This window comes from Streptomyces sp. NPDC042259, assembly GCF_055582085.1.
The window spans coordinates 78,874-102,237 of sequence record NZ_JBVJDW010000013.1 but is presented as its reverse complement, the minus strand read 5'-3'; the positions used below and the strand labels follow the sequence as shown (position 1 = coordinate 102,237).

General features: G+C 71.3%; 25 protein-coding genes. 10 read left to right on the top strand and 15 right to left on the bottom strand.

Annotation, left to right across the window (positions count from 1 at the left end; genetic code table 11):
* Positions 1 to 56: 56 nt before the first annotated feature.
* The 5 genes from ACZ6MA_RS28860 to ACZ6MA_RS28840 are packed head-to-tail and all read right to left on the bottom strand — an operon-like array spanning position 57 to position 2,922.
* Positions 57 to 674, bottom strand: coding sequence for a hypothetical protein (locus ACZ6MA_RS28860; RefSeq protein ID WP_469437246.1), 618 nt, complete (start codon positions 672 to 674; stop codon positions 57 to 59).
* A complete protein-coding gene (locus ACZ6MA_RS28855; RefSeq protein WP_469437244.1) occupies positions 671 to 1,258 on the bottom strand; it encodes a beta-ketoacyl synthase chain length factor in 588 nt (195 codons plus the stop codon). Before ACZ6MA_RS28855 ends, ACZ6MA_RS28860 begins: the two co-directional genes overlap by 4 nt.
* A complete protein-coding gene (locus ACZ6MA_RS28850) occupies positions 1,255 to 2,355 on the bottom strand; it encodes a beta-ketoacyl-[acyl-carrier-protein] synthase family protein (protein WP_469437243.1) in 1,101 nt (366 codons plus the stop codon). Before ACZ6MA_RS28850 ends, ACZ6MA_RS28855 begins: the two co-directional genes overlap by 4 nt.
* A 25-nt stretch (positions 2,356 to 2,380) precedes the next feature.
* Entirely contained in the window at positions 2,381 to 2,665 is a 285-nt protein-coding gene (locus ACZ6MA_RS28845; protein WP_469437241.1) for an acyl carrier protein, read from the bottom strand.
* Complete coding sequence (locus tag ACZ6MA_RS28840) at positions 2,662 to 2,922, bottom strand: acyl carrier protein (RefSeq protein ID WP_469437239.1); 261 nt, start codon at positions 2,920 to 2,922, stop codon at positions 2,662 to 2,664. The genes ACZ6MA_RS28845 and ACZ6MA_RS28840 overlap by 4 nt, the downstream gene beginning before the upstream one ends.
* A 31-nt stretch (positions 2,923 to 2,953) precedes the next feature.
* On the opposite strand from ACZ6MA_RS28840, the gene ACZ6MA_RS28835 reads away from it, so the two are divergent.
* On the top strand, positions 2,954 to 3,619 hold the full coding sequence (locus ACZ6MA_RS28835; RefSeq protein WP_469437238.1) for a 4'-phosphopantetheinyl transferase family protein: 666 nt from the start codon (positions 2,954 to 2,956) through the stop codon (positions 3,617 to 3,619).
* Between the two features lie 140 nt (positions 3,620 to 3,759).
* Here ACZ6MA_RS28835 and ACZ6MA_RS28830 read toward each other — a convergent pair whose 3' ends face one another.
* Entirely contained in the window at positions 3,760 to 5,190 is a 1,431-nt protein-coding gene (locus tag ACZ6MA_RS28830; RefSeq protein ID WP_469437236.1) for a class I adenylate-forming enzyme family protein, read from the bottom strand.
* Between the two features lie 805 nt (positions 5,191 to 5,995).
* Here ACZ6MA_RS28830 and pabB point away from each other — a divergent pair.
* Genes pabB through ACZ6MA_RS28810 form a run of 4 tightly spaced genes read left to right on the top strand, consistent with a single transcriptional unit; the run spans position 5,996 to position 10,851 of the window.
* The gene (pabB, locus tag ACZ6MA_RS28825) at positions 5,996 to 8,107 is read left to right on the top strand and encodes an aminodeoxychorismate synthase component I (protein ID WP_469437234.1); all 2,112 of its coding nucleotides are present in this window, start codon (positions 5,996 to 5,998) and stop codon (positions 8,105 to 8,107) included.
* On the top strand, positions 8,104 to 8,919 hold the full coding sequence (locus ACZ6MA_RS28820) for an aminotransferase class IV (protein WP_469437232.1): 816 nt from the start codon (positions 8,104 to 8,106) through the stop codon (positions 8,917 to 8,919). The genes pabB and ACZ6MA_RS28820 overlap by 4 nt, the downstream gene beginning before the upstream one ends.
* Before the next feature lies 1 nt (position 8,920).
* On the top strand, positions 8,921 to 9,376 hold the full coding sequence (locus ACZ6MA_RS28815; RefSeq protein WP_469437231.1) for an FAS1-like dehydratase domain-containing protein: 456 nt from the start codon (positions 8,921 to 8,923) through the stop codon (positions 9,374 to 9,376).
* 56 nt (positions 9,377 to 9,432) lie between these two features.
* Positions 9,433 to 10,851, top strand: coding sequence for a class II 3-deoxy-7-phosphoheptulonate synthase (locus ACZ6MA_RS28810; RefSeq protein WP_469437229.1), 1,419 nt, complete (start codon positions 9,433 to 9,435; stop codon positions 10,849 to 10,851).
* Between the two features lie 64 nt (positions 10,852 to 10,915).
* Here ACZ6MA_RS28810 and ACZ6MA_RS28805 read toward each other — a convergent pair whose 3' ends face one another.
* The 4 genes from ACZ6MA_RS28805 to ACZ6MA_RS28790 all read right to left on the bottom strand — a co-directional run bounded on the left by ACZ6MA_RS28805 (position 10,916) and on the right by ACZ6MA_RS28790 (position 13,554).
* Positions 10,916 to 11,494, bottom strand: coding sequence for a Uma2 family endonuclease (locus tag ACZ6MA_RS28805; protein WP_469437364.1), 579 nt, complete (start codon positions 11,492 to 11,494; stop codon positions 10,916 to 10,918).
* A gap of 59 nt (positions 11,495 to 11,553) precedes the next feature.
* Positions 11,554 to 12,387, bottom strand: coding sequence for a hypothetical protein (locus tag ACZ6MA_RS28800; RefSeq protein ID WP_469437227.1), 834 nt, complete (start codon positions 12,385 to 12,387; stop codon positions 11,554 to 11,556).
* Between the two features lie 343 nt (positions 12,388 to 12,730).
* Positions 12,731 to 12,913 (bottom strand): hypothetical protein, encoded by a 183-nt coding sequence (locus ACZ6MA_RS28795; protein ID WP_469437225.1) that lies wholly within the window; start codon positions 12,911 to 12,913, stop codon positions 12,731 to 12,733.
* 47 nt (positions 12,914 to 12,960) lie between these two features.
* Positions 12,961 to 13,554: an ATP-binding protein gene (locus ACZ6MA_RS28790; RefSeq protein ID WP_469437223.1), complete on the bottom strand. Its 594-nt coding sequence runs from the start codon at positions 13,552 to 13,554 to the stop codon at positions 12,961 to 12,963.
* A 146-nt stretch (positions 13,555 to 13,700) separates the two neighbouring features.
* On the opposite strand from ACZ6MA_RS28790, the gene ACZ6MA_RS28785 reads away from it, so the two are divergent.
* The 3 genes from ACZ6MA_RS28785 to ACZ6MA_RS28775 all read left to right on the top strand — a co-directional run bounded on the left by ACZ6MA_RS28785 (position 13,701) and on the right by ACZ6MA_RS28775 (position 15,590).
* Complete coding sequence (locus ACZ6MA_RS28785; protein ID WP_469437362.1) at positions 13,701 to 14,423, top strand: XRE family transcriptional regulator; 723 nt, start codon at positions 13,701 to 13,703, stop codon at positions 14,421 to 14,423.
* On the top strand, positions 14,420 to 14,890 hold the full coding sequence (locus tag ACZ6MA_RS28780; RefSeq protein ID WP_469437221.1) for an NUDIX domain-containing protein: 471 nt from the start codon (positions 14,420 to 14,422) through the stop codon (positions 14,888 to 14,890). The genes ACZ6MA_RS28785 and ACZ6MA_RS28780 overlap by 4 nt, the downstream gene beginning before the upstream one ends.
* Positions 14,891 to 15,053: 163 nt before the next feature.
* Positions 15,054 to 15,590, top strand: coding sequence for a GNAT family N-acetyltransferase (locus ACZ6MA_RS28775; protein WP_469437219.1), 537 nt, complete (start codon positions 15,054 to 15,056; stop codon positions 15,588 to 15,590).
* A gap of 44 nt (positions 15,591 to 15,634) precedes the next feature.
* Here ACZ6MA_RS28775 and ACZ6MA_RS28770 read toward each other — a convergent pair whose 3' ends face one another.
* Entirely contained in the window at positions 15,635 to 16,279 is a 645-nt protein-coding gene (locus ACZ6MA_RS28770; protein ID WP_469437218.1) for a hypothetical protein, read from the bottom strand.
* Positions 16,280 to 16,392: 113 nt separating this feature from the next.
* On the bottom strand, positions 16,393 to 17,259 hold the full coding sequence (locus ACZ6MA_RS28765) for a methyltransferase domain-containing protein (protein ID WP_469437216.1): 867 nt from the start codon (positions 17,257 to 17,259) through the stop codon (positions 16,393 to 16,395).
* 529 nt (positions 17,260 to 17,788) lie between these two features.
* Between ACZ6MA_RS28765 and ACZ6MA_RS28760 the strand changes: the two genes are divergently transcribed.
* Entirely contained in the window at positions 17,789 to 18,886 is a 1,098-nt protein-coding gene (locus tag ACZ6MA_RS28760; RefSeq protein WP_469437214.1) for a type III polyketide synthase, read from the top strand.
* A gap of 105 nt (positions 18,887 to 18,991) precedes the next feature.
* Here the strand turns inward: ACZ6MA_RS28760 and ACZ6MA_RS28755 are convergent, their stop codons facing one another.
* The 3 genes from ACZ6MA_RS28755 to ACZ6MA_RS28745 all read right to left on the bottom strand — a co-directional run bounded on the left by ACZ6MA_RS28755 (position 18,992) and on the right by ACZ6MA_RS28745 (position 22,453).
* On the bottom strand, positions 18,992 to 19,447 hold the full coding sequence (locus tag ACZ6MA_RS28755; protein WP_469437212.1) for a tellurite resistance TerB family protein: 456 nt from the start codon (positions 19,445 to 19,447) through the stop codon (positions 18,992 to 18,994).
* Positions 19,448 to 19,544: 97 nt separating this feature from the next.
* Complete coding sequence (locus tag ACZ6MA_RS28750; RefSeq protein WP_469437210.1) at positions 19,545 to 20,579, bottom strand: rod shape-determining protein; 1,035 nt, start codon at positions 20,577 to 20,579, stop codon at positions 19,545 to 19,547.
* Positions 20,580 to 20,767: 188 nt separating this feature from the next.
* A complete protein-coding gene (locus ACZ6MA_RS28745; RefSeq protein WP_469437209.1) occupies positions 20,768 to 22,453 on the bottom strand; it encodes a bifunctional 3'-5' exonuclease/DNA polymerase in 1,686 nt (561 codons plus the stop codon).
* Between the two features lie 90 nt (positions 22,454 to 22,543).
* On the opposite strand from ACZ6MA_RS28745, the gene ACZ6MA_RS28740 reads away from it, so the two are divergent.
* Positions 22,544 to 22,885 (top strand): UBP-type zinc finger domain-containing protein, encoded by a 342-nt coding sequence (locus ACZ6MA_RS28740; RefSeq protein ID WP_469437207.1) that lies wholly within the window; start codon positions 22,544 to 22,546, stop codon positions 22,883 to 22,885.
* Positions 22,886 to 23,364: the final 479 nt, after the last annotated feature.

The following is a 23,364-nucleotide window of genomic DNA, read 5'->3' as shown; positions in this document are numbered from 1 at the left end:
CCGTGCAACCTTTCCTGTTCTGTACTTCGCGTCCCGGCCCGGTGGGCCGGGGCGTGTCAACTCGCCTGTTCTGCGGCGATCTCCGCCGAAACCCCGGCGGGCGCGGTGGTGCGTGCCGGGGCGGGCGTCTCTCTGCAGGCCTCGGTACGGACCTCCGTGCGGAACCGGCACGCGCTTCCCCCGGTGCGCATGCATTCCACGGTGGTCTCCTCGACCTTCACCCCGAGGCCCTCGAACCAGCCGCCCCGCATGTCCAGGCAGGGGCACTGGTAGCCCTCCAGGGAACGGGCCGCCCTGAGCATCCGCAGTGCGAAGAACTCGGTGACGACCGTCTCCAGGCTCTCCTCGCCGACCTCCTCGACGTGGCTGCGCATCATCTGCTCGGTCGTCATCGTGCGGGTCAGCCCCGCCACCGCCTCCGCCAGCGCGGCGGGCGAGGAGCCGTCCGGCACACCGTGCGTGTTCGCGTACCAGGTGCCGACGCGGCGGCCGACGAAACGCAGCGCCTCGGCGTTGATCTCGTTGGCCACCTCCTGTCCGAAGCGCTTCTTCACGCCCTGGTACCAACGGGCGTCGTGCAGCCACCAGAACTGCCGCAGTGCCGCCGTCAGTTCGTTCTCGGAGACGTCCGGGACGCTCTTGAGGTCCGGGACGTCCTTGCCGTCGTCGCTCACGCTTCCGCCTCGTTCGCTTTCTCGGTCGTCTCGGTCGCGTCCACTGTGCCCGCCGTGTCCGGCCCGACCAGCAGGGCCGTGGCGGTGCCGTGCGCGCCCTCCTCGGTCGCCAGTTCCACCAGCACGATCAGTGCGTCGTCGGCCGCGTCGTCCAGCAGCAGCAGGTCCGCCGCCGCCAGGGCCTCCCGCTCGGGGTCGCCCTCCGGGCTGAGGCACACCACCGGGCCCACCAGGCCCCAGCGCTTGGCGACGTGCCCGATCACGGCGTTGGGCACGGACTGGAAGAACAGCAGCGGCTGTACGGACCGGCCGGCGTCCACGGCCTTGGCCACGGCCCGGTCGGTGGCGGTGTCGCCGCCCTTGCTCACGACGAGCACGGCCGTGCGCCGCTCCCGGCCCGGTGGCGTCGGCGGCTCGCCGTAGGCGCGCCTGAGGCACCGCTCGGCGGCCTCGGCGGCCAGCGGGGCGAAGGACGACACCACGAACCCGGCCAGCTTCGGCGGGCCCTTGACCGGGTTGTCCCCGGCCTCCGGCCACGCGGCGCGGGACACGACCGAAAGGCCCGCTACGGACAGTCCGCTCATGTCGCCACCGTCCCGACCACCAGCGCGGTGTTGGCGCCGCCGAAAGCGGCGTTGAGGGAGAGCACGGCCCGGGGCGCCACCGGCTGGGGGGCGTCCACCACGAGGTTCAGCTCGCAGGCCGGGTCCGGCCCGAGGTAGCCCGCGTTCACGGGGGCGGTTCCTTCCTGGAGTGCCAGCACGGACACCGCGAACTCGACGACCCCGGAGGCCTCCAGGGTGTGGCCGTGCAGCGACTTGGTGGAGCTGACCGGCACCTTCGCGGCGGCCTCGCCGAACGCCCGCCGGATCGCGGCCGTCTCGGCGGAGTCGTTGAGGGGGGTGCCGGTGCCGTGCGCGTTGATGTAGTCGATGCCTTCGGGGGACAGGGCCGCGCGGTCGAGCGCCGCCTCGATGGCGGCGGCCATGCCGAGGCCCTCGGGGTGCGGCTGGCACACGTGGAACGCGTCCCCGGCCCGTCCCCAGCCGAGCAGGGCGGCGAGCGGGGCGGCCCCCCGGTCCGCCGCCGCCTCGGCGGACTCCAGGACGACCGCGCCCAGGCCGTCACCGAGCAGCAGCCCCTTGCGGTCCTGGCTGAACGAGCGCAGCTGTCCGTCCGAGGCCAGGGCCCGTCCGGCGTCGAAGAGCGCGTAGGCGTCGGGGTCGACGAAGTAACCCGCCGCCACCACGACCCGCTCCTCGCGCCCGGCGGCGATCAGGGCCGCCGCGTCGGCGAGCGCGGTGCTCGCCGCGACACAGGCGTTGGTGTACGTACGGGTCGCGTCGCGCAGCCCGCACCGCCCGGCGATCTCGGTACCGCTGGTGTGCTGCGCCCGGGCGTGGTGCTCGGGCAGCGCCAGCCTGGGCGGTGCCTGGTCGGCGTGGCGGGCGAAGAGCAGGGGGGTGCGGGCCGTCGTGCCGGCGTCCAGCCCGGCTTGGCCGACCGCCTCGGTGACCGCGCCCGTGATCTCGTCGATCAGGTCCGGGTCGCCGGGGAGGGTGGCGGCCCGGTCCACCCGTCGCCTGCTCACGTCGAAGCGGGTGACCGGCGCGAAGGCCGGCTGCCCGGCGGCGAGGCCCCGGCGCAGCGCTTCGAGGCCGCGGCCGAAGGCGGTGGTCACGGCGAGTCCGGTGACGACAACGGGTTTACGCGCGCTGTGCCGCCTTACGGTCACTGTCCTCACCCCCCGCGTCCGCCGGGGCGGGCAGGACCTCGGCGAGGACGGCCAGCGCGTCGTCCAGTGTCGTCATCCGGGCGAGCTGGGCGTCGTCGAGGTCCAGCTCCAGGGCGTACCGCTCCTCCAGGGAGTGGACGAGCCAGGCCAGTTCCAGCGAGTCGACGCGCTCGGTCACGTCGTCGGCCTCGCGCTCCCCGTACTCGGCGAGGATCTCGATCAGGAGTTCCTTGGTCGGGGCGGGTGCGGCGGTCATCGGCTCTGACCCGCGGCCGCGCGGTCCTCGATCTGGGAGACGAAGTCGCCGAGGGTTATCTTGGCCAGGCCCTCCAGCTCCTCGTCGGTGAACTGGACGTCGTACTTCTCCTCCAGGCGCATCGTGACCTCGGCGAGGGTGAGCGACTCCAGCTCCAGGCCCTCGTCGCCGAGCGGGGTCGCGTCGGTGACGCCGTCGACCTCGTAGTTCAGCTCGCGCAGTACGTCGAGAACGAATTCGCGGGTTTCGGTGCTCACTTGATTGACTCCTGACTTATGGGTGTGACGTATGAGTGAGGTCGTACCGGTCGGTCCGGGTGACGTGGTCGTCCGGCTGACGGCCAGTAGCGAGCGGCGGCCGGTGAGCGCACCGCTGGTGCGGGAGGCGGCGGCGGACGTCCTGCGGGTGCCGCCCGGGGAGATAGAGGTCGGGCGCGAACCCGGGGGCCGTCCCCGGCTGGGGGGCGCGGCCGAGGGGCTGCACGTGAGCGTCAGCCATTGCGCCGGTGTGGTGGCCGTGGCGCTGAGCCGGCTGGGCCCGGTGGGAGTGGATGTCGAACGGCTGCGTCCGCTGCCCGCCCTGGCCCTGGGCCGCCGTTGGTTCTCGGCGGCCGAGGCGCGGTGGCTGGCGGACCGGGCGGACGAGGAGCGGTCCGCCGCCTTCCTCTGGCTGTGGACGCACAAGGAGGCCATCGGGAAAGTGCGCGGCCTGGGGCTGTCCGACGGTGGTCTGCGCCGCCCGGTGCCGTACCCGGACGGGGGCTGGACGGCTGCCCCCCACGGGGCGGCTGCCCCCCACCCCGCGCGGACCGTGCTGAGGCCGGTGCCGGGTGATCCGGGCCTGCGTACGGCCGCCCGCCGGATACCCGGCGGGTACCTGCTGGCCGTGGCCGCGGCCGGCCCCGCCACGCCGGGCGGGCACGTCGTGGTGCGGGGCCCCGGCCGGACGCCGTGATCCCGTAGCGGGTGGCGTACGGGATCCCGGACGGCGTGGCGTCGCACCCCGCGATCCCCCGCTCCACGGTCCCGTACGGCGTGGTCCCGTACGACGTCATTCCGCGCAGTCCCCCGAACACGCCGTGCCCCCCGTGTGTTTCATCGCGTGTAACCGTCCCGCTCCGCCGCCGCCCGCAGGGCGTCCTGGTCGTGCAGTGGCTTGCCCGTCGCCGTGCGGGGCAGGTGCGGCATGACGTACCAGCGGCGCGGCAGCTTGAAGTCGGCGAGCTGCCGGCCGAGCGCTTCCTCGATGCCGTCGAGGGTGGCCCCCGCCTCCGGCTCCACGTAGGCGTTGATTCCGTCGCGGTACAGGACGACCGCCTCCCGCACGCCCGGCAGGGCGGTGAGGGTGTCCTCGACCTCGCTCAGGTCGACCTTCAGGCCGCGGACGGAGACCTGGGAGTCGAGCCGGCCGCGCACGGTGATCAGACCGGTCACCTCGTCCACCTCGCCGGCGTCGCGGGTGCGCAGCCAGCCGTCGGCCCAGCGGCCCGACGGCTGGTCGCCGATGTGGTCGCCGAGATAGGGGGATTCCGGTGTGGCGACGAGAATTTCGCCCCCGTCGACGCGGACGCGCACCCCCGGGGCGGCCCAGCCGGTCGCCGGGCGCATCGCGCCGCTCATGTCGGTGGCGATGACGCCCGTCTCGGTCATGCCGTAGCAGTCGCCGAGCGGGGCGCTGAACCGGTCGGCGAAGGCGGCGGCCAGCTCCGGACGGGTCCGGCCGCCGCCCGACATGGCCTGGACGAGCTGGGGCATGGGCGGCGGTGCGGCCACCGATCCCAGCAGGGTGAACTGCGCGGGCACCCCCATGAGCATGGTCGGCGCGGGATGCGCGCGGACGGTGTCCATGACCCCGGCCGGTGTGGTGCGGGCGGGCAGGGTGAAACGGACGTTGTTGTGGAGGCTGTGCAGCAGCCCGCCGATGAGGCCGTAGGTGTGGGTCAGCGAGCTGAGCGCGACCAGCCGCCCGCCCGGGCCCGGCATGCCGTCGATCCGCGCGTAGCTGTCCAGCTCGGCGCTCAGGCTCGCGGCCGTGCGGCCGATGACCTTCGACGGGCCGGTGGTGCCGGAGCTGAGCTGGACGAGCAGATGACCGGTCACGGCGGGGCGGCCGGGGTACGGAGTGAGGTCCACGTCCACCTGGTGGAAGCCGCGCAGCGCGCTGGCGGACTTCGTGGTGGACAGCAGGAGTTGGGGCGCGGCGGTCTCCAGCGCGCGCTCGGTCTCGGGGGCGGTGAGGCGGTGGTCCAGCAGCACCGCCTGGGCACCGAGCCGCCAGACGGCGAGGAGGTGGACCACGTACGCCAGCGAGGGCGGCAACCGCAGGGCCGCCGTGCCGCCGGGCGTCAACCCGGCCCGGGTGAGGGCGGCTTCGCAGTCCCGCACGGCCCGTCGGAGGGTGCCGCGGTCGATCTCGCGGTCGAGGACGAGGCAGACGTCGTCCGGGGAGCCGCTCAGTAAGGTGTCGTCGACCCAGTCGGCTCCGGTGGTGGCGCCGGGTAACTGCGTTGCTGCCCCGTGATACATCGATGCTCCAGAGTGTCCAGCCCGCGGCGGCGGGCACCCGTTTCCGGGCCGCACAGAAGGTTGCACGGAGGCTGGCGACTTACGCGACTGAATTATCGAAGGTGCGCCTGCGTCTTGCGGGATCGAGCCGTCTTCCCCCGTCTCGATCCATGACGCCGTGTCCCCCGGCCATGGTTGCCCCCGTACCCGAAAGCCACCGTAGACGTGGCCTCGCGAGTGCGCAACAACTGTCCGAGAGCGCTTCCGGTAACCCGTTGTTACCGGTCCGTGATACGCATGGATTTGGCCGTTCCGACTGGAAACATGCCATCGTTCCGGGGGGAACCCTATGGATCAAATGACGTGCGTCACATTAGGGCAAACATCCTGCGGATGTTGCTAGGTTGATTTCCCGTCACCGCCGGGTCCCGTCGTGGGGCGTGGCCGGTCGAGGGGTCAACTCCGCTTGGACAGTGCCGTGGTACGGGGGTATGAGGGCCATGTTCACGAGTAGCGAGCAGCGAGAAGTGCGGGGCCGGCGGGTGGGGGCGTCACGCCGGGCCGCGAGGGTCTCCCGGGGCGTCGAAACGGAATGCGGAAGTTCCGTTTTCACCTGTGTGTGACCTACATCATCCATTGGGCCGTGGCCCGTCACGCCGCCGGGCGGTCGTCTTCCGGGCCGTCCGTACAATTCGGTGCCACTGTCGCCACCGTTAATTTTGTGTGAATTGTTTTCCGCGCTGGGAATAGTCGGCCGAAGGTCGGCTCCGCCATTGCTTTTTCGGCCTTGATTCGGCCCGCTGATTCATCCAGGGAGAGTCCTTGCATGCGTACGCTCATCGTGGACAATTACGACTCGTTCACCTACAACCTCGCTCACTACGTCGCGCAGGCCACGGGTCGCGAACCCGTCGTGGTCACCAACGACGACCCGCTCTGGCGGCCTGAGCACCTGGCGGAGTTCGACGGCGTCATCATCTCGCCGGGGCCGGGCACCCCCGAGCGGGAAGCGGACTTCGGTATCTGCCGCGACATCATCCGGGACTCCGATATCCCCCTGCTCGGGGTCTGCTTGGGCCACCAGGGTCTGGCGCATGTCCACGGCGGCACGGTGGAACGCGCACCCGAACCCCGGCACGGCCGCTCCTCGCCGGTGCTGCACGACGGTACGGGCCTGTTCGCCGGACTGCCCTCGCCGTTCGAGGTGGTGCGCTACCACTCGCTGGCCGTCAGCGACCTCCCCGACGAGCTGGAGGCCACGGCCTGGACGCCCGACGGGATCCTGATGGGGCTGCGGCACCGCACCCGCCCGCAGTGGGGCGTGCAGTTCCACCCCGAATCCATATGCACCGAGCACGGCCATCAACTGCTCGCCAACTTCGCGCGGTTGGCCGAGCGGCACGGCCGCCCCGGGAGCCGCCGCGGCAAGCCCTCGGCCGCGGTTCACACCACCGCGACCGTCACCCGGGCCCCCGAGAGCGCGCCCCCGGCCCGCTTCCGGGTGCACACCACCGCGCTGCCCACCCAGTGGGACCCGGAAGTGGCCTACGACCACCTCTTCCGCGCGGCCCCGCACGCCTACTGGCTCGACAGCAGCCGCCCCGACGACGGGCTCGGCCGGTTCTCCGTCATGGGCGACGCCACCGGCCCGCTGGCCGAGGTGGTGCTCGCCGACGTCGAGAACTGCACGGTGACCCGGCAGAAGTCGGACGGCACCACCGAGGTCCTGAGCACCCCGTTCCTGGACTGGCTGGACGCCGATCTGCGCGCGCGCCACGTCGACGTCCCGGAGCTGCCCTTCGAGTTCGCCCTCGGCTGGGTCGGCTACCTGGGCTACGAGCTGAAGGCGGAGTGCGGCGGCAGCGCCGCCCACGCCTCGCCCAACCCCGACGGCGCCCTGATCTTCGCCGACCGCGCGGTCGTCTTCGACCACGCCACCTCCACCACCCACCTCCTCGCCCTCGCCCCCGCCGACGACGACACCCAGGCCCGTACCTGGCTGGACGCCACCGCCGAGCGGCTGGCGGGCCTCAAGGGACTGGGCGCCGACGCCACGCCGGCCGAACCGGGCGCCTCGCTCGAGGTGAGCCTGCGCCACGACCGGCGCGCCTACCTCGACCTGATCGGCGCCTGCCACGAGGCGATCAACGCCGGCGAGACCTACGAGGTCTGCCTCACCAACATGATCGACGCCGAGGGCTCGATCGACCCCTGGGACAGCTACCGCTTCCTGCGCCGCACCTCACCCGCGCCGTTCGCCGCGCTGCTGAACTTCGGCGCGCTGTCGGTGCTGAGCACCTCGCCCGAGCGGTTCCTGCGCATCGACCGGCACAAGGTCGCCGAGTCCAAGCCCATCAAGGGCACCCGCCCGCGCGGCGTCACACCCGACGAGGACCAGGCCCTGACCGAGGACCTGCGGGCCAGCGAGAAGGACCGCGCCGAGAACCTGATGATCGTCGACCTGGTCCGCAACGACCTCGGCCGGTGCGCGGAAGTCGGCTCGGTCTCGGTGCACAAGATGTTCGACATCGAGAGCTACGCGACGGTGCACCAGCTCGTCAGCACCGTCCGCGCCCGCCTCAAGGCCGGGAATTCGGCGGTGGACTGCGTACGCAACGCCTTCCCCGGCGGCTCGATGACCGGCGCCCCCAAGATCCGCACCATGCAGATCATCGACGAGCTGGAGGCGGGCCCGCGCGGCGTCTACTCCGGCGCGATCGGCTACTTCTCCCTCAACGGCGCCGCCGACCTGAGCATCGCCATCCGCACCACCGTCATCACACCCGACCGGGTCCGCTACGGCGTCGGCGGCGCGATCACCGCGCTCTCCGACCCCGAGGAGGAGTACGAGGAGACCGCCGTCAAGGCCACCCCGATCCTGCGCCTGCTGGGCGCCACGTTCCCCGAGCGCGCCCTAGAGACACCCGGCCTGCGATGAGCGTGCCAGCGACGCCGGCCGTGTACGTCGCCGGGCCCTCGGGGCGGCTGACGGAGGAGAGGTCCCCCGTCGCCTCCCGGCTGCTGGCCGCCGACTCCTGGCTCGTCCAGGACGGCACGGCCCGCGCCGTCGAGGGCCACCGGCGGCGGTTCGCGGCCGCCTGCGCCGAGGCCGGGGGCCCGCCCGCCGAGGTGGTGGACGCGTTCTGGGACGCGGCGCTCGGCAGGCTGCCCGCCACGGGGGAGTGGTTCCCCCGGGCGGAGCTGGTGGCCGACGGATCCGGGGCGCGGCTGCGCTTCCGGGTCCGCCCCGCCCCCGCCCGCACCACCTCCGTACAGGTCTGGGTCTCCGGCCGGGGCGACCAGCGGAAACTGCCCCGCCGCAAGGGCCCGGACCTGGACCACCTCGGCGAGCTGCGGGCGGCCGCGATCGCGGCCGGGGCGAACGAGGCGCTGCTCACCACGCCCTCCGGTCTGGTGCTGGAGGGCGCCACCGCGAACCTCCTGTGGTGGGACGGCGACGCCCTGTGCGCCGTCGATCCCCGGCTGCGCGTCCTGCCCGGTGTCACCAGCGGCTGGGTGCTGCGCCTGGCCGCCGAGCGGGGCATCACGGTGCGTTTCCGCCGCGCCGTGCCGGCCGATCTGTCGGACCGCGAGGCGTGGTTCACCAACGCCCTGCACGGCATCCGTCCGGTGACCCGCTGGGTGGGCTCCGAGATCCGCCCCGGCGCGCCCCGGATGGCCGCCAGCTGGCAGGCCGAGTGGCTGGCCGCCGCGACCCCGCTGCCGCACCTCGACCGCCGGAGTACCTGAAATGCCTCTGGATCCGGCCTTCGTCGGCCGCGCCTACCCCCCTACCGCCCCCTACGAGGTGAGCCGCGAGAAGATCCGCGAGTTCGCCGAGGCCGTGGGCGACGCCCACCCCGCCTACACCGATCCCGCCGCCGCCCGCGCACTCGGCCACGACGACGTGATCGCCCCGCCCACCTTCCCGTTCACCCTCGCGCACCGGGCCGCCGACCAGGTCGTCCAGGACCCGGAGCTGGGTCTCGACCACACCCGTGTGGTCCACAGCGACCAGCACTTCAGCTACACCCGTCCGGTGCGGGCGGGCGACCGGTTGTCGGTCGCCACCACCGTCGAGTCGGCCAGGTCACTGGGCGGCAGCGACATCCTCGGGGTGCGCGGCGAGCTGACCGACGCGGACGGGGAGCACGTCGTCACCGTCCGCATGACGATCGTCGCGCGCGGCGCCGGCCGGAAACGCTGACGGCAGGCCGGGTGCACGGACATGGCAACCGCCCCACAGGAAACGGATACCGGATCATGACCGCGTTCACCTTCGTATCGAACCCTTTCGGCACACCGTCCACTCCGTCCGCCCCGACCGGGACGGGCTGGAACCCCGGCTCCTGGCAGGAGCACCCGGCCGCCCAGCAGCCCGAATGGCCCGACACCGCCGCCCTCGACTCCGTCGTCGATCAGCTCGCCCTTCTGCCGCCGCTGGTCAGTGCGGGGGAGAGCGCCCGGTTACGCGCCGCCCTCGGCGCGGCCGCCCTCGGTGACGGGTTTCTCCTCCAGGCCGGTGACTGCGCGGAGTCCACCGGGTCCTTCCAGGCCGACGCGGTCTACAACAAGGTCAAGGTCATCCTCCAGATGTCCACCGTCCTCGCCTTCGGCAGCGGGCTGCCCGTGGTGAAGGTGGGCCGCATCGCCGGCCAGATGGCCAAGCCGCGATCCAACCCGGTCGAGCCCGTCGACGGCCCGTCCGGCCCCTTGCTCCTGCCCAGCTACCGCGGCGAGATGGTCAACGGCAGCGCACCCACCCCGGAAGCCCGCCGCCCCGACCCCGACCGGCTGCTGTACGCCTACTACCGGTCCGCGTCCAGCCTGAACCTGCTGCGCATGTTCACCGCGGACGGTTTCGCGACCCTCGACGAGGTGCACGCCTGGAACCGCGAGCACGCCGGGGCGGCCGGCGCCGACCCGCGCCACGTCGCCCTGCTCGACGACATGGACCACGTGCTGCGCTACCTCGCCTCCCACCCCGGCAGCCAGCCGGCCACGCCGGAGCCGCACGGCTTCGACTTCTTCACCTCGCACGAGGCACTGATCCTCCCCTACGAGCAGGCCCTGACCCGCTGGGACCACGGCAGTTCGGTCTGGCACGACGCCTCGGCCCACATGGTGTGGATCGGCGAACGCACCCGCCAACTGGACGGGGCCCACGTCGAATTCGCCGCCGGCATCGACAACCCGATCGGCGTGAAGGTCGGCCCGACCATGGAACCGGAGGAGCTTCTCGCCCTCTGCCGGCGCCTCGACCCGGCACGCGACCCGGGGCGCCTCACCCTGATCACCCGCATGGGCGCGGGCCGCATCCGCGAGTCCCTGCCGCCGCTGGTGCGCGCGGTCCGGGACGCGGGCTACCCGGTGCTGTGGATCTGCGACCCGATGCACGGCAACACGATCGCCGCTTCCGGCGGCCTCAAGACGCGACGTTTCGACGACATCGTCGACGAACTGCGCGGTTTCATCGAGGTCCACCGCGCGGCGGGCACGCACCCGGGCGGCGTCCACCTGGAACTCACCGGCGAGGACGTCACGGAGTGCCTGGGCGGCACCACGTCGAGGGTCCAGGAGGGAAATCTCTCCCACCGCTACGAGACGGCCTGCGACCCGCGCCTGAACCGGAGCCAGGCGCTGGAACTGTCGTTCATCGCGGCGGAGTTGCTGCGGGGGTGACACGTCCGGTGTCGGGGCCCGGGTCGGCGTGGCTGATGCGGGCTCCGGCTCCGACTTTCCACCGTCAGGGGGTGTAGGTGTTGAACCTTTCGGTCTCCAGGTTGATCCCGACGGGCTCGGGCAGCTTCGCGGTGTCGCCGAACGGGTAGGTCCTCCGGCTTCGGTACTTGCCCGCTTCCGGCTGGCTGTAGACGACGACTTCGCGGGCTTCACGGTCGACGAGCAGGTAGATCGGGATGTCCGCTGCGGAGTATCCGTCCCGCTTCTCCCTGCGATCCCGGCGGTCGGTGTCCGGGTCGTGTGATGTGACCTCGACGGTCATCAATACGCCTTCGGGACCGGCCCACTTCCCTTGGCCCACGAAGTGGTCCTCGGGCGCGAGACAGCCGTCCGGGATGGCTCGGCCCCTGCGGTAGGTCTCGACCTTGAGGCCCTGCTCCGGATACAGCGCCAGTTCGGGCCGCTGCTGCATGCACTGCTTGAGGAGCCACATGATGATCGCTCCGTGACTGCCGTCCGGCACGGGCTTGACCTCTAGCTTTCCGCTGATGAACTCCAGCCGCACGGTCTCCGGCGACCTGCGGGCAAGTTCCTCGAACTCGGTGACGGACATCTCGGGCCGGTCGGCAGCGCTGGGGGTCATGGTGTCGCCTCCTCCCCTTAATGGTGCCCCGACGTCGGGCGGCGCGTCCTGCATGGTGGTCATGTCCTGCTCCTTTCGCGTGTGCGGAGGGTCGCGCGCAGCCGCTCGACCCTGGAGTGGATCTCGGCTTCCGTCGGGCCGAGCGGTTCGTCGGGCAGGTCGCCACGGCAGGGGCGGCAGAGGCCGCCGGGCAGTGCCTGCGGGCGGCCCGGGGTGCGGCAGCCGGTGCATTCCATGAGGCGGTGGGGTGCGGCGGGGGCAGTGGCCTGTGGGCTGCGGACCGGCTCGGGCGGGAGCTTGTCGATGAGCCGTTTACGGGTCAGCGCGCCCGGTGAGTGGACGACGTCCGGCAGTCCGGCCGTGAGGATCCGTGCGAAGTCCGCCGGCGCCACCCCGCGCGCCAGCCATGGGGCCGCCAGGCCCTCCAGGGCGGCGCACTCGGCGGCCGAGAGCGTCAGGCGGGCGTCGGCGCGGCCGAGGGCGGCGAGGGCCTCGTACGCGTCGGAACGCGGCGATCGTGTCGTCGGCGCCGGTCGCGCGGGGCGCGGGTGCTCGTACGGGTGAACCTCGGCGGGCGGCCGGGGTGCCGCCGCTACGGGCGAATCGTCGACGTCCGGCACGTCGCCCGCGTCGCCCGCCAGGAAGCGGGCCCACCAGGCGTCACCACGCGGCGTGCGCGAGAAGTACGTACGGAACACCCACTGCGTACGCCCCTCGCCGACCTGCTCCCGCACCCGCCGCAGGTGCCCGGCGTGCGAAAGGGCGTTGAGCCCGGACCGTACGGCCTGCTGGCCGTAGGCGGGCAGGGTGGCGGCGAGGGTCTTCGTGTCGATGGCGGCGCCTTCCGGCAACCGGTCGATGTGGAAGGCGATGCACGCTTCACGTGCGGGCAAGTGTGCGAAGTCGCCGCGACGGCGGGGTGCTTGGTCCGGCGCGGAACGTTTGCCGTAACCGGGCGGCGCCATGGCGGGCGGGCACGGAACGTCGATAAGGTTGGCAGTAGCCATTGAGATCGGTCCTGACGATCTTGTTGGTCAAACCCCCGTCTGGTGTTGCTAGCACCGGCGGGGGTTGTCTGTTGCGGGGGACGCTACACGGCGACAGCGGCCCGTGGCGACTCGGTCACAAATTGTCATCCGTGCGTGTGAGGACGGCAGTTGGGAGGGTGGGTGGGTTGTCACCCACCACCCATTCCACACATAGGAAGCTCGAATCCCGACCCCCGAATCCCGAAGCTCAAGCGTCGGGCCTGCCGCCGGCTCGCCACGCCGGGGCGCGGCGCTCCTTACGGTCCACTACGAGCGATGCCGTCGCGGCGACGTGCTGGGGGACACCGTCCTTGAAGACGAGCACGGTGTCCCCCTGCCCGTTCCGGCGCACGGCTTGGACCTCACGCTCACCGCCCCGGACCGTCACCACGTCACCCCTCTCAACCCGCTGTGACCACACTCGAAATTTCACGTCTGTCACCCCTCACCTGGCGCGAGACCTCTCGAACGAACGTTTTCGGCGGGACCGTCGGAGAGGCGGTCGTCGAGGTCGAAGCGGCAGAAGATCGTCTTGCCGCCGCTTTCCTCAGGTGACCACCACAGGGCGTCCGCGAGCCGGTGAACGATCAGCAACCCACGGCCCGAATCGGGAAGAACTGCTTCCGGAAGACAGTGGGCGAGTTGCGGCGAGAAGGACTCGCCGAGAGGGAAGGTGGGCGCGCTGGAGTCTTCATCGGCCACGCCGAGGAACAGCCACTTCGGCCACTTCGTGAGCGTGATGTCGATCCGGCGCGGTGCACCCGGGGTGGCCAGGCGCTCGTCTGGGACAGCATGGTGGACCACGTTGCCGACCAGCTCCGAGACGACGAGCCGCGCGTCCTCAGCAATCCCGCCCAGCCCCCAGTCTTTCAGCGCGCTGCGCACCGTGTCGCGCGCGACGAGAACGGTGTCGGGCGAGTCCGCGTAGAGCGTCAACGCGCGGAACCGTTCGATGGGGACGGCGCGCGCTCCGTCGTGGCGAGTGGCGATCGGTGCCAGCGTGCCGACGTCAGGAGTCCCATCATCGTTCATGCGGTGAGCATCGCGCCGGTCAGTGGGACGTAGGAACCTCCCCCAAAACCCACTTCGGGACGTCCTGGGTCGGGTAGAACGTCCCTATCCACGTCCCGAGTGCAGGGAGGGGACCGGTGGTACCGAACGAGAGACTGCGTGCCGTCATGGCGGTCGGAGGTTGGACGTGCGGAACCCTCGCGGAGAAGGCCGAGGTGGATCCCAAAACGGTCGAACGCTGGGTTGGCCTGGGGCGCACTCCGCGTCGCGTGACGGCCATGTTGGCGGCGGAGGCGTTAGGGGAAGACGTATACGCACTATGGCCTGCACTCCGGCAGGCGCGTGCCGCACGTGCGGTCAGTCCCGAACTGGTAGCCCTCTACGAGCAGCGTGCGGACGTACCTATGTCGACCGTCGTCGACATGCTCTCGAAGGCCAGCCAGGAGATTGACGTGCTCGTATACGCCGCCGTCTTCCTGCACGAGGCGTATCCGCGGCTGAATGAACTGCTGCGCGATCGTGCAGCAGAGGGCTGCACGGTCCGTATCGCTGTCGGTGACGCGGATAGCGACAACGTGCAACAGCGAGGCGTGGAAGAGAAGTTCGGGCACGGCATCGAATCCCGTTGCCGCCTTGCCCTCATGCACTATCGACCCCTTGTGCGCGTACCCGGTATCGAGGTACGGACGCACGGGACCACCCTCTACAACTCCCTCTATCGTGCCGACGATCAGGTATTGGTCAACGCCCACGTTTGGGGAATGAACGCCTACGGGGCGCCGGTCTGGCACCTACGTCGCAACGGTGAGGGTGGGATGTTCGACACGTACGCCCACAGCTTCGACGCCGTATGGGCGACAGGGAACCCGGTAGGAGAAGAGGACCAGTGATGCGCACTGAGTACTACGACGATCCGGACGCACCCAAGCCGAACAGCATGGTCGTCGCCGCTTCCGCTGTCGTCGTCGACGAACACAAGCGCATCCTGCTCCAGCGTCGCCGGGACAACGATCTCTGGGCCCTCCCGGGCGGCGGCATGGACTTGGGTGACTCTCTGCCGGGCGCAGCCGTGCGGGAGGTGAAGGAAGAGACCGGGCTGGACGTGGAGATCACGGGGCTCGTCGGGACCTATACCGACCCTCGCCATGTCATCGCCTACTCGGACGGTGAGGTACGCCGCCAGTTCAATGTCTGCTTCACCGCCCGCGTCACCGGCGGACGGCTCGCCATTTCCGATGAGTCCACGGAACTCAGGTTCGTCGCGCCTGACGAGCTGGCCGAGCTGCCCATGCACCACACACAGCGGCTTCGGCTCACGCACTTCCTGGAACGGCGTCCGCAGCCCTACCTGGGCTGACGCGGTGTTCGGGGGGCGGGAAAACCGAGTGGTTCGAGCTGGGTGCCTTGCTAGGCTCCGAGTACGCGTGAGACGCGTGATTACTGCTGTGGCAAGGGAGGTTGATGAATATGGCTGGCGCCGACCTTCATCAGCATGCCCTCACACCACACAGGAGTTTCGCGTGTCTTTTTCTTTCTCACTGACCGAAGCCGGCCTGACCACCGAGCGTCTCGTGCTGACGCACTGGTCCACCGACGAGCTGTCCGCCGTCCTCGACGACCGCCGGCTCGCCCACTGGGCGGAGGACTTCCCCGCCGAGGGTGATCGCGTCATCGCCGGGTTCATCGCCGAGCGGCCCGATCGCCGGCGGCAGGTCTACGGCCAGCGGCAGATCGTCGAGCGGGAGACCGGCCTCGTCGTCGGTGCCATCGGGTTGTTCTGGCCGCCCAGTGACCGTTCCGTAGAGATCGGGTACGGGATCGTCCCGTCCCGGCGCGGTCGCGGTTACGCCACCGAGGCCACCCGGGCCCTGGCGGGGTTCGTCCTGAACGCTCCGGACGCCGACGCCACGGACGCCGTGGACACCGTGTACGCCAACATCGAACTCTCGAACCCGGCCTCGGGCCGCGTGCTGGAGAAGGCCGGGCTGCGGCGCGTCGGCAGTGACGCGGAGACCGCCCGGTACGTCGGCACGGCGGCGGATCTGACCAGCCTGTAGTACCAACAGGCTGAGCCGCCACCGGCATACCCATCGGTGGCGGCTCAGCCGGCGGTCGCCGTCGGCGTCCGGCCCTGCTCGACGTCCAACAGCCGTTGCGCCTGCGTCCGCGCCACCGAGAGCAGGATCTTCGCGCTGTCCGGCTGCTTCTCTTCGTCCTGATAGATCAGCTCGGCAAGTGCCACGCCTACGCGCACTGTCATCGTGAGACTCGGGGTGGCGTAGGCGGCCCGGGGTTCCGCAAAGGCCACGCTCTCGTTGCCGACCGTCGGCATGGACACCGCTCTGTTCCCGGGCGCATTGGCCTTGTTTCTGCCCTTGAGCGCGGCTCCCGCCGCCTTCCGGTCGGGGTACGCGGAAAGATGGATGTACACGCTGCCGGTGTCACCCGGTGCCTTGTACTGCACGACGGCCGTGCTCCACATCCTGGAGCAGTCGCGGGAGTTGCCCTCGGTGCACCGCTGGTCCTTGGGAATGTCCCGGGCGGACGTCGGTGCTACTCCGGTTCTCCATCCGGTCGGCATGCTCCGCAGGTCCGGCAGCGCCTTCCGCAACCCCTCGGCATCGAGCCGCACGTCCGGATCAGGGATCGACTCCCGCTGCGCACCGTCCCCGGAGCCGGCCGCCGCCTCGGGCGCCCCCGATCCCTCTCCACCGCACCCCGCCGAGCCGCCCAGCGCCATCAGCACTACGGCGAGCGCACATGCGCGACTGAGCGGCCCCCTCCGAACGCGTCGCACAGTCCCCTCCGGCCTTCCCGCTTCGAGCGCAAACGCCGAGCATAAGGGGGTCGTGCCCGCGCTCACGACTCCGGGCGGTGCGCGCGGAAGATGCCCCAGCGCAGGTGGCCGTGCCGGCAGGCCTCGACCCACAGGGGCAGGTTGTCCAGCAGGCTCCGCATGTAGTCCGGGCTGATCACGCCCTCGAGTTCCGCCGCCCGGCGCCGGGTCTCCTCGGTCAGCCGAAGATAGTGGGTGAGCAACTGCTCGCTGCGGTCGTCGAACTCGACAACCGGCAAGCCGAGTTTGCCAAGGCGATCACGGTAGAAGGACGGAGTCGCGAGAGCGGTCACCTCCAGGCGGGCGACGACCGGGCGCAGCGCGTCCGCCGGGGCGTGCTCCGCCGCCATGACGTCCGTGAAGACGAGGTCGCCACCCGGCTTGAGGACGCGGGTGGCCTCCCGGAGGAGCGTTTCGCGGTCGCCGCTGTGGCAGAAGGCCTCCTGGGACCACACGACGTCGAAGTGGGCGTCGGGAAACGGGATGTCCTGAAAGGAGCCGGTGACGACCTGGATGAGGTTGTCGAGGCCGTGCTCGGCGTTGGTCCGCCGGTGCCGTTCGTTCTGGCTCTCGCTGATGTTGAGGGCCACGACCCGGCCCCTGAAGCGCTCCGCCAGATAGCGGGTGGGACCGCCGTAACCGGAGCCCAGGTCCAGGACGGTGCTGCCGGGCCCGAGGCGGCCCGCGACCTTGTCGGCCGCCTCCTCGACCGTCCGCCGGGAGGCCTTCGCCACCGGTTCGTGTTCGTGGGCGTAGAGGCCGGTGTGGATGTCCTCGCCGCCCCAGACCGCGTCGTAGAAGGCGTCGACGTCGGCCGTGCCGTAATAGCGGCGGGCCGCTTCGGCGGCGCTCTCCGATTCCGTGGCGCTCTGCGTGCTCTCGTTGCTCATGACTGTCGTCCTCGCTCGCTCGGTCGTCTTCCGGGTGCGAATCCCTACAGGTGCAGGGCGTGACAGTGACGGAGATTATCCCTCCGGAATGCCGAGCGCGGAGGCGCTGGGCATGATCCAGTCGGGCTTCGGACGGTCGAACTTTCGGTAGCGGACGCCCTGCGGACGCGCCTGCCGGCACCGGCGGACGCCGGACGGAAGCGATGGACTCGAACCTTTCCGAAAAATCCACTATCCGGGTGAACTGTGCCTTCTGATGTGTGGCGCGGCGTTCATTGCGGCATGGTCACAAATAGGCTGGCGCGCCATCGGCGGGGCCCTGAGCGTGAAGGGAGTAATGCGATGCCCATGACGGACGCCGCACGAACCCCTCCCGCCCCGCCCTGTCAGGACGCCGGTGACACACCGCTCACCCGTTCCCCTGAACCGCGGCTGGTCGTGCCGGTGGGGGAGGTGCAGTGGAAATCCCGTATCGATCCGGCGTCGTCCGCTCACGCTCACCCGCCGGTCGCCTGGTAGGAGGATCTCCGTGGCAACCCTCTGCAGACCGGCCATCGCCGTTCCGGAGCATGTGATCACCAGGGACGAGACCCTGGAGCTGGCCCGTACGCTGCACGCGGGGCACCCTCAGCTCGATCTCGCCCTGAGACTGATCGGCAACACCGGCGTGCAAACGCGCCATCTCGTACAACCGATCGAGGAAACGCTGAAGCATCCCGGCTTCACCGCGCGCAACGCCCTCTACGAGGAGGAGGCCAAGGCGCGCGTCCCCGAGGCCGTCCGACGGGCTTTGGCCAACGCCGAGCTCGAGGTCCGCGACATCGACATGATCGCGTACGTCTCGTGCACCGGCTTCATGATGCCGTCGATGACCGCCTGGCTCATCAACAACATGGACTTCCGCTCCGACACCCGCCAGCTGCCCATCGCCCAGCTGGGCTGTGCCGCCGGCGGGGCGGCCATCAACCGCGCCCATGACTTCTGCATCGCCTATCCCGAGGCGAACGTGCTGATCGTCTGTTGCGAGTTCTGCTCGCTGTGCTACCAGCCGACGGACCTCGCGGTCGGTACGCTGCTCTCGAACGGCCTCTTCGGGGACGGCATCGCCGCCGCCGTGGTGCGCGGCCGTGGCGGCACGGGCGTGCGCCTGGAGTGCAACGGCTCGCACCTGGTGCCCGACACCGAGGAGTGGATCTCCTACGGGGTCCGGGACACCGGCTTCCACTTCATGCTGGACAAGCGGGTGCCGGGCACGATGTCCATGCTCGCCCCGGCGATGCGGGACATGGCGGCGCCCTACGACTGGGACGTCTCCGGCCTGGACTTCTACATCGTGCACGCGGGCGGCCCCCGGATCCTGGACGACCTGTGCAAGATCCTGGACCTGGAGCCGACGATGTTCCGCTACAGCCGGGCCACGCTGACCGAGCGCGGCAACATCGCCAGCGCGGTCATCTTCGACGCGCTCGACCGGCTCTTCGCGGACGGCGGCGCCGACCACGATGCCCGGGGCATCATCGCGGGCTTCGGCCCCGGCATCACCGCCGAGATCGCCCTGGGGACCTGGTCCGAGCCGGGCAAGGAGCGGAAGCGGCCGGTGCGCGAGGCGGTGACGATGCCGGTGTGAGCCGGCGGCACTGAGCCGGCGGCACTCGCTGTGAGGCCGCTGTGAGACCGGGGGCGGCCCCGGCCTCACAGCGGCCGTTCTCACAGCGGCTCAGCCACGCCTCTTCTAGAGGTCGAACTCCGCGGGGTTGATGCCGAGCGCGTAGCAGGCTTCCCGGACGACGCCCTGTTCGGTCTTGTCGAAGTCGCCGTCGGCACCGCCGATGACGATGCCGATCTGGATGACGGCACGCGCCTCCACCGGCTTCTTCTGCACCTTGCCGATGGTCTGCATGACGCTGACCTTGCCGAAGTCGAAATCGACCGTCAGCTTCTGGCAGTAGTCGTTGAAACGCGCCTGCAAATCGTCGGCGGGGAAGTTCTGCAGGACATCGTTGGTCGCGATGAGCGCGGCGACCCGCTGCCGCTCGGACGCGTCGATCGAACCGTCAGCGGCCGCCACCAGAGCGCACATCGCCATGCTCGCGTCACGGAACGCCCCACTCTTGAGGTCGTTCTTCTTCGCCATCAGCTGGCCCTGCATCGTGGTGGCCGAGTCCTTGAGCCGGTCCCAGAGCGCCATGTGCCATCTCCTCATAAACAAATAGGGGTGCACAGGTGAGAACTGTTCCGGATGGTAAAGAAGTTCCCAAAGTGGCGCTCGAAGCGATCGGCCCAGGTCAGGAGGGGTCGACTTCCAGCGGGTCCAGATGCAGGGGCTGCACCTTGCCCTCCATCATCGCGCCCAGCCCGACCACCGAACACACATCGGGGTCCTTCGCGATCTGCACGGGCATCCCGGTGCCGGTTCTGATCATGGAGTCCAGGCCGGGCAGCACCGCGCTGCCGCCCGCCAGCGTCAGGCCCCGCACGCCGAGGTCCGCCACCAGGTCCGGGGGGCATTCCCGCAGGACCCGGCCGATGGCGTCGAGCACGGCGGTCAGCGGAGTGGTGATCGCCTCGCGGACGTGCGCGGTGCTGACCCGGACGGTCCGCGACAACCCCGTGGCCACGTCCCGGCCGCGCACCTCGGTGCCCTCGGGCGACGGCACCGCGCGCAGCGCCAGATGCAGCGGTTGCAGCCCCTGGGTCGGCAGCATCAGCTCGTGCTGGTTGCGTACGTGCTGGACCACCGCGTAATCGATGGCGTCCCCGCCCACCAGCACCTTCTCGGCGGCGACGATCGACCCCAGCGACAACACCGCGACCTGGGTCGACGCCGCCCCGCACACCACGATCATCGAGGCCTCGGGCTGCTCGACGGGCAGCCCGCAGCCGACGGCGGCGGCGATGAGGGTGTCGACCAGCTCGACGCGGCGCGCGCCGAGACCCGTCAGCGTTTCGACGGCCGCGCGCTGCGCGAGCGGCTCGGCGTCGTGCGGGATGCAGACGGCGGCCCGGAGGACGGGCTTGCGCCGCCAGGCCTTGCGCAGCTTCTGGCTCACGAGGTGGCGCAGCATCCGCTGGGCCATGTCGATGTCGACGACCGTGCCGCCCGAGATGGGCCGTACGACGCGGATGTGTTTGGGGGTGCGGCCCGCCATGCCGTCGGCGAGGGAGCCGACCGCGATCAGTGAGCCCGTGTGGGTGTTGAGTGCGACGATGCTCGGCTCGTCCACGACCAGGCCGGTGTCCTTGAGGTAGACGCGTGTTCTGGCCGCACCGAGGTCGACGGCGACGTTGCAGCGGCGCAGCTGCTCTAGGCCGAGCGTCATGGCATGTCCTCCCCAAGGAGCGACGGGTAGCGTGCCGCCGTCACACGGCGGGCCCTGCCGTCATCGTGCGGGGCCACGCGCCGGACCGCCTGTTCTGATACGCCGCACGGGTTGACGTCCTGTCAGGGGTGGGGGCGGGGACGAAACGGCGGGCGGTCCCCGCCGACCGGAACCGGGCCGGGCGGGTCTTACGCCTTCGCGTCCGCGTAGCACTCCACGACGGCCGTGGTGAAGGGGAAACGGACCGGCGTGCCGTCGAAGACGACGTCTCCGGCCCGGTCGGAGGCGGTGCGGATGGCCGCGATGACGGCCTCCGCCTCCTCCTCGGGGCAGTGCACGATGACCTCGTCGTGCTGGAAGAAGACCAGCTCGGCACGGAGGCCGGCGAGTTCCTGGCGGAGGGCGGCGAGCAGGACGAGGGCCCAGTCGGCGGCGCTGCCCTGGACGACGAAGTTCCGGGTGAAACGGCCCCGGGCGCGGCTCGCCGGGGTGCTGCCGTAGCCGCCGTCCTCCCCGGAGCCCGCCGCCTCCTGCGGGAGCCCCGCCTCCTCCGGCGCGGCCACCGAGGCCGGCGGGCAGGTACGGCCGAGCCAGGTCCGTACGAGCCGGCCCGCCTCGCCCGCCCGCGCCGCGTCGTCGACGTAGGCGACGGCGGCGGGGAAGCGACGGCGCAGGTCGGCGAGGTGTTTGAGGCCGTCGCCCGAGGTCTGGCCGTAGACCGCGCCGAGCAGCGCCAGCTTGGCCCGCTCGCGGTCGCCCGAGAACGCCCGGTCGGAGAGGGCGGCGTACAGATCCCGCTCGTCGGCGGCGACCTCCATCAGCCCCGGGTCGCGGGAGACGGCGGCCAGGATCCGCGGCTCCATCTGGTCGGCGTCGGCGACGACGAGCCGCCAGCCGGGGTCGGCGACGACCGCGCGCCGGATGACCTTCGGGATCTGGAGCGCGCCCCCGCCGTTGGTGGTCCAGCGGCCGGAGACCGCGCCACTCGGGATGTACTCGGCGCGGAAGCGGCCCTCGCGCACCCAGGCCTGGAGCCAGGACCAGCCGTGCGCGGTGTACAGGCGGTAGAGCTTCTTGTATTGGAGCAGCGGCGCCACCGCCGGGTGGTCGATCCTCCTCAGCTCCCAGGCCCGGGTGGAGGACAGGGCGATGCCTTCCCGGGCGAAGGCCCTGACGATGTCGGCCGGCAGATCGGGCCTGACCCGCACGTCACCCCCGAAGGCCCGCGACACCTCCTCCGCCAGCTCGGCCAGCCGCCGGGGCTCCAGGCCGCCGGGGAAGCGCTCGCCGAGCAGCTCCGACAGCAGCGCCCGGTGCACATCGGCACGCCAGGGCACACCCGTGCGGTTCATCTCGGCCGCGACCAGCGTCCCCGCCGACTCGGCGGCGATCAGCAGCCGCATCCTGCCGGGGTGCTCGGTGGCGTCCGTGCGGGCGAGCTGCCCGGCATAGACCTCCAGCAGCGCGTCCAAGGGATCGACGCCCGGGGGCAACGGGACCGGCCCCGGCTCGAAGAGGGACGACTGCTCGCCCGCCGCGCGGGCGGGCGGATCCGCGGGCACGGGCAGACCGCGCAGCCGCGCCCAGGCCGCCGCGAGCGAGCGGGGCTGACCCGACTGGCCCTCGGCGTAACCGGTCAGCAGCGCCTCGGCGGCCTCCACGTCGTAGCACCGCCGGACGTGGACGCCCGCGGCGAGCAGCGGCGGATACCCGTCGGCGGTGGACCGCCACACCCACCGCTCGGCCTCCGGCCGGGCCCGCACGGCGGCGGCCGCGTCCGGGGCGGATTCCACCGGCCCGGCCGGTCTGCCCGCAGGGTCGAGCGGGCAGAGACGAACACCCCCGTCGCCCGCCTCCGCCACCGCCCATCTCACGTCCGTGAGTCTGCCAGTGGGGTCTGACAATGGCCGTTGACCTCGTGCTTCGCCGTGCGGGGACCCGCCGTCCGGCCTACGCTCGAAGCCATGAGCGAGCCGAGTGGGTCCAAGGACTGGCAGGTCGCCGCCGACGTCGAGGGGAAGCCCACCCGGCGGGACTGCGCCCACCTGGAGGGCGTCCGCGAGGTGACGCCGAGCAGCACGGAGGGCTGCGAAGACTGTCTGCGCACCGGGAGCAGCTGGCTGCATCTGCGCGAGTGCCTCGCCTGCGGCCATGGGGGCTGCTGCGACAGCTCCCCCAACCGGCACGCGAGCGCGCACGCGCGTGAGCACAGCGGTCACGACGTCGCCCGTTCCTTCGAGCCGGGCGAGGACTGGGCGTGGTGCTACGCCGATCAGCTGTTGCTGCTGCCGAGGGGCGGGCGCTGAGTCCGACGTCCGATGACCGCCAGCGGCCGGCCCGCCGGGGTGCGGATGCTGAGGTCATGTCCACGACCTGCACGGCCTACAGGCCCGTCTTCATCCACGCCGAGGACTGCGCGGGCCAGACCTCGGGCCCCGGCTACCCGGCCGGCGTCCGCCGTGTCCCACGCACCACCGCTGCGCGGCGGTGTCCTCAATCGCCGGACGGGCTTGATTCAAGCCCGTCCGGCGATTGAGGACGCGCCCGCAGGGCGCCAAGCCGCCGCAGGCGGCCAAGACGGCCCGCAGTCTGAAAGTCCGCCGGCCAGGCGAGCGGCGGCCAAGACGGCCCGCAGTCTGAAAGTCCGCCGGCCAGGCGAGCGGCGGCCAAGACGGCCCGCAGTCGAAAGTCCGCCGGCCAGGCGAGCGGCGGCCAAGACGGCCCGCAGTCGAAAGTCCGCCGGCCAGGCGAGCGGCGGCCAAGACGGCCCGCAGTCGAAAGTCCG

Excerpts from the sequence above, each read along its gene's own strand:
- ACZ6MA_RS28815 (WP_469437231.1), top strand. The coding sequence starts at position 8,921 with ATGCCTCTGGATCCGGCCTTCGTCGGCCGCGCCTACCCCCCTACCGCC.
- ACZ6MA_RS28830 (WP_469437236.1), bottom strand. The coding sequence starts at position 5,190 with ATGTATCACGGGGCAGCAACGCAGTTACCCGGCGCCACCACCGGAGCC.
- ACZ6MA_RS28805 (WP_469437364.1), bottom strand. The coding sequence starts at position 11,494 with ATGACCCCCAGCGCTGCCGACCGGCCCGAGATGTCCGTCACCGAGTTC.
- ACZ6MA_RS28785 (WP_469437362.1), top strand. The coding sequence starts at position 13,701 with ATGGCGGTCGGAGGTTGGACGTGCGGAACCCTCGCGGAGAAGGCCGAG.
- ACZ6MA_RS28845 (WP_469437241.1), bottom strand. The coding sequence starts at position 2,665 with ATGACCGCCGCACCCGCCCCGACCAAGGAACTCCTGATCGAGATCCTC.
- ACZ6MA_RS28790 (WP_469437223.1), bottom strand. The coding sequence starts at position 13,554 with ATGAACGATGATGGGACTCCTGACGTCGGCACGCTGGCACCGATCGCC.
- pabB (WP_469437234.1), top strand. The coding sequence starts at position 5,996 with ATGCGTACGCTCATCGTGGACAATTACGACTCGTTCACCTACAACCTC.
- ACZ6MA_RS28855 (WP_469437244.1), bottom strand. The coding sequence starts at position 1,258 with ATGAGCGGACTGTCCGTAGCGGGCCTTTCGGTCGTGTCCCGCGCCGCG.
- ACZ6MA_RS28810 (WP_469437229.1), top strand. The coding sequence starts at position 9,433 with ATGACCGCGTTCACCTTCGTATCGAACCCTTTCGGCACACCGTCCACT.
- ACZ6MA_RS28765 (WP_469437216.1), bottom strand. The coding sequence starts at position 17,259 with ATGAGCAACGAGAGCACGCAGAGCGCCACGGAATCGGAGAGCGCCGCC.
- ACZ6MA_RS28740 (WP_469437207.1), top strand. The coding sequence starts at position 22,544 with ATGAGCGAGCCGAGTGGGTCCAAGGACTGGCAGGTCGCCGCCGACGTC.
- ACZ6MA_RS28820 (WP_469437232.1), top strand. The coding sequence starts at position 8,104 with ATGAGCGTGCCAGCGACGCCGGCCGTGTACGTCGCCGGGCCCTCGGGG.
- ACZ6MA_RS28755 (WP_469437212.1), bottom strand. The coding sequence starts at position 19,447 with ATGGCGCTCTGGGACCGGCTCAAGGACTCGGCCACCACGATGCAGGGC.
- ACZ6MA_RS28750 (WP_469437210.1), bottom strand. The coding sequence starts at position 20,579 with ATGACGCTCGGCCTAGAGCAGCTGCGCCGCTGCAACGTCGCCGTCGAC.
- ACZ6MA_RS28835 (WP_469437238.1), top strand. The coding sequence starts at position 2,954 with ATGAGTGAGGTCGTACCGGTCGGTCCGGGTGACGTGGTCGTCCGGCTG.